The organism is Acidimicrobiales bacterium (genome assembly GCA_036399815.1).
Taxonomy (GTDB): Bacteria; Actinomycetota; Acidimicrobiia; order Acidimicrobiales; family DASWMK01; genus DASWMK01.
Map to the genome: position 1 here is coordinate 1 of DASWMK010000258.1, position 3,809 is coordinate 3,809.

Sequence of the window (3,809 nt, forward strand, 5' to 3'; positions counted from 1 at the left end):
TTCGCGGACGGGGTGCACGCCGGCGCGCCGGCCCCGGTCCCCGCGGCCGCGCCGGCGCCGCCCCCCGGCCGCCCGCCGGTCCTCACCGTCCCCGCGGCGACGAGGGCGACGACCGGCCAGCCGTCCGAGGTGGCGCTGGCCGCGGCCGACCCCGACGGCGGCCCCGTGGCCCTCGCCGTCCACGGGCTGCCGGCCGGCGCGGCGTTCGACCCCGCCGCCGGCGTGGTCCGCTGGACGCCGGCCGCCGGGCAGGAGGGCACCTGGCCGCTGCGGGTCGAGGCCACCGACGACGACGGGCGCTCGGCGACCGCCACCGTCGACCTGCTGGCCCGGGCCCCCGCCCACCCCGGCGCCTACCTGGCGCTCGGCGACTCGGTCGCCAGCGGGTACGGGCTCGACCGGGCCGACTACCTGGCCGGCGACGGCTGCGGGCGGGCCGAGGGCGACGGCTACCCGGCGCGGGTGGCCGGCCGGTGGGCGGGGGCGGCGTCGGTCGACGTCGTCGCCTGCAGCGGGGCGACCGCCGACGACCTCCGCACCGACCCGGTCCCGGGGCCCGACGCCCTCGTGGGCGACGGCCTCGGCGACCGCTCCCAGGTCGACTGGGCGGTGGCCGCCAACCCGGGGCTCGTCACCGTGACCGTGGGCGCCAACGACCTGCGCTTCTTCGCCGCCCCCGAGCTGATCGGGGCGGGCGGGGCGCTCGACGGCGAGCGGCTGGCCGGCCGGCTCACCGCCCTGTCCGGCGACCTCGACCACGTGCTCGCCCGCCTCGTCGCCGCCACCGACGCCACCGTCGTCGTCACCACCTACCACGACCCGACGGCGGCCCGGCCCCACGGCATCGCCGGCTGCGAGGGCGCCTGCTTCGCCGGCGCCGCCGGCCGGGTCGTCGAGGCGCTCGATTCGACCCTGGCCGACGTGGCCGGCCGCTTCGGCGACCGGGTGCTCTTGGCCGACGTCCGCCCCGCCTTCGCCGGGCACGGCGCCGGCAACGGCATCGGCCCGGACGGCGTGCGCGCCGGCCAGCTCCCGTCGTGGGTGCCGGGCCCCGTCGTCCACGTGGTCGACGGCCTGTCCGGCGTGACCCCGTTCTGCGCCGACGGCCACCCGTCGGGCGACCCGTGGGTCAGCGCCTTCGACTGCGTCCACCCGAACGCCACCGGCGCCACCGCCTACGCCGCCGCCGTCGTCGCCGCCCTCGACGCCGGCTGACGGCGATAACCGCTCGCCCGCCGTCGGCGCCCCTGTCACGATCTCGGCATGCTGCAGGTCCGTGAGCTCGCCGTGGAGGTGGGGGGCCACCTGGTGCTCCAGGGGGCCTCGTTCACCGTGCGCGCCAGGGACAAGGTCGGCCTCGTCGGCCGCAACGGCGCCGGGAAGACCAGCCTCCTGAAGGTCCTCGCCGGCGCGGCCCAACCCTTCGCCGGCGTCGTCACCCACAGCGGCGGGCTCGGCTACCTGTCCCAGGACCCCCGCCTCGACGGCGTGGCCGACGACGTGACCGCCCTCGACCACGTGCTCGCCGGCCGCGGCCTCGACCTCGCCATGGCCCGGCTCGAGAAGCTGCGGCTGCGCATCGAGGAGGAGCCGTCCGAGGCCAACGTCGCCCGCTTCTCGCGCGCCGAGGACGCCTTCCGGGCCGACGGCGGCTACGCGGCCGAGGCCGAGGTCCGCCGGATCATGGCCGGCCTCGGGCTGCCCGGCGACCGGGCCGACCTGCCGATCGGCGTGCTGTCCGGCGGCGAGCGGCGCCGGGTGGAGCTGGCCCGCATCCTGTTCGCCGGCAGCGACCTGCTCCTGCTCGACGAGCCCACCAACCACCTCGACGTCGACGCCAGGGACTGGCTGCTCAAGTTCCTCCGCTCCTACCGCGGCGCGCTGCTCGTCGTCAGCCACGACCTCGAGCTGCTCGACGACGCCATCACCCGCGTGCTCCACCTCGACCGGAGCGCCGACGACGAGGTCGGCACGATGGTCGAGTACAAGGGCACCTACAGCGAGTACCGGGCCCAGCGGGCCAAGGACGAGGTGCGGCTCCGCAAGCTGCGCGAGCAGCAGCAGTCCGAGATCACCCGGCTGAAGACCCTCGCCGACCAGATGCGGGGCCAGACGGTGTCCCGGGCCCGGCGGGCCAAGGTGCTCGACCACCGGGTCGAGCGGCTGCGGGAGCACGCCGTCGAGGGGCCGGCCAGGGAGCGGGCCATGCGCGTCCGCTTCCCGCCGCCGCCCCACGCCGGCCGGGTCGTGCTCGAGGTCGACGGCCTCACCAAGGGCTACGGCGGCCCGCCCGTGTTCGAGGACGTCAGCTTCGACCTCGGCCGGGGCGAGCGGCTCATGGTCATGGGCCTCAACGGGGCAGGGAAGACGAGCCTGCTCCGCATCCTCGCCGGCGAGACGGCGGCCGACGCCGGGACCGTGGACTTCGGCACCGGCGTGTCGGTCGGCTACTACGCGCAGGAGCACGAGGGCATCAGCCCGGGGCGGACCCTGCTCGAGCACATGCGCGAGCAGGCGGCCGTCGAGGACGAGACGCTCCGCGGCCTGCTCGGGATGTTCGCCCTCACCGGCGAGAAGGCCCACCAGGACGCCGGCACCCTGTCCGGCGGCGAGAAGACCAAGCTGGCCCTCGCCCAGCTCGTGGCCGGGCGGCACAACCTGCTGCTGCTCGACGAGCCGACCAACAACCTCGACCCGGGCTCGAGGGACGCCACCGCCGCCGCGCTGGCCGGCTGGCCGGGGTCGCTCGTCGTCGTCAGCCACGACCAGGGCTTCGTGGCCCGGCTCCAGCCCGACCGCGTGCTGCTGATGCCCGAGGGCACGCTCGACTACTGGAGCGACGACCTGCTCGACCTGGTCGCCCTCGCCTGAGGGCGGCCGGGCCGGTCAGCCGAGGGCGGGGGAGCCGGGGAAGGGGGCCGGGTCGCCGAGGGCCGGGATGACCGGCCGGCTCCAGCTCATCAGCCGGGACAGCTCGGTGGCGACGGCCCGCCACTCGTCGGGGTCCCAGCCCTCGGCCGAGCCGACGACGTCGCCGGCGAGGTCGATGTGCACGAAGGCCGGGAGGCGCTCGAGGCCGAGCGCCTTGACCGCCTCGCGGTCGGGGTCGCAGAACGTGAGGATCTCGCCGGCCCAGGGGCCGAGGAAGCGGCGGGCGTCGTCGGCGTCGCAGGTGATCAGCCAGGCGACCCGGCAGTCGGCCTGGTCGTAGGTCCGCAGCAGGCGGCCGGCGGTCGGCAGCAGCCAGGCGCTCTCCGAGGTGTACGGGTCGAGCACCACGACGGCCAGGTGGAACAGGGTCAGCCACTCCCGCAGCGGCCGCGGCGTGCCGTTCAGGGGCGCGAGTCGCAGGTCGCCGGGCGGGTTGGTGACCACGGCGCAGAAAGGTAGCGCGCCCCGCCAGGCCCGCCGGAGCGTCGCCGCCCGGCGGTAGGGTCGCCGCGGTGCACCCGATCGAGCGGCTGCGCGCCGTCGCCCGGTCGTCCGGGGCCGAGCAGGGCCTGCTCGTGCGGGAGACGGCCGGCGCCATGGCCGCCCTCGGCGACGACCCCGCCGGCCTGGTCACCGCCAGCCGGCGCATCCTCGAGCGCCACCCGGCGGCCGGCGCGCTGTGGTGGCTGTGCGCGCGCGTGCTGACGGCCGGCGACCCGGTGGCCGAGGCGTGGCGGGCCGTCGACGACCTCGACGACGACCCCACGCCGGCCGAGGTCGTGGCCGCCCTGCCCGATGGCGCCACCGTGTGCGTGCTCGGCTGGCCCGAGGTGGTCGCCGACGCCCTGCCCCGGCGGGGGGACGTGACCGTGCTCGTG

Annotated in this window: 4 protein-coding genes; 3 read left to right on the forward strand and 1 reads right to left on the reverse strand. The window is 77.3% G+C overall.

What is annotated here, in order from left to right:
- On the forward strand, positions 1-1,215 hold a 1,215-nt coding region (locus VGB14_19500), incomplete at its 5' end, for a putative Ig domain-containing protein (GenBank protein HEX9995119.1).
- Between the two features lie 48 nt (positions 1,216-1,263).
- On the forward strand, positions 1,264-2,871 hold the full coding sequence (locus tag VGB14_19505) for an ABC-F family ATP-binding cassette domain-containing protein (GenBank protein HEX9995120.1): 1,608 nt from the start codon (positions 1,264-1,266) through the stop codon (positions 2,869-2,871).
- Positions 2,872-2,886: 15 nt separating this feature from the next.
- On the opposite strand, the gene VGB14_19510 is transcribed toward VGB14_19505, so the two are convergent.
- The gene (locus VGB14_19510) at positions 2,887-3,375 is read right to left on the reverse strand and encodes a hypothetical protein (GenBank protein HEX9995121.1); all 489 of its coding nucleotides are present in this window, start codon (positions 3,373-3,375) and stop codon (positions 2,887-2,889) included.
- A 68-nt stretch (positions 3,376-3,443) separates the two neighbouring features.
- Here VGB14_19510 and VGB14_19515 point away from each other — a divergent pair.
- A partial coding sequence (locus VGB14_19515) for a hypothetical protein (protein HEX9995122.1) occupies positions 3,444-3,809 on the forward strand: 366 nt, incomplete at its 3' end.

Bases quoted from the DNA above. Each gene is read 5' to 3' on its own strand.
- VGB14_19505 (HEX9995120.1), top strand. From the start codon at position 1,264: ATGCTGCAGGTCCGTGAGCTCGCCGTGGAGGTGGGGGGCCACCTGGTG.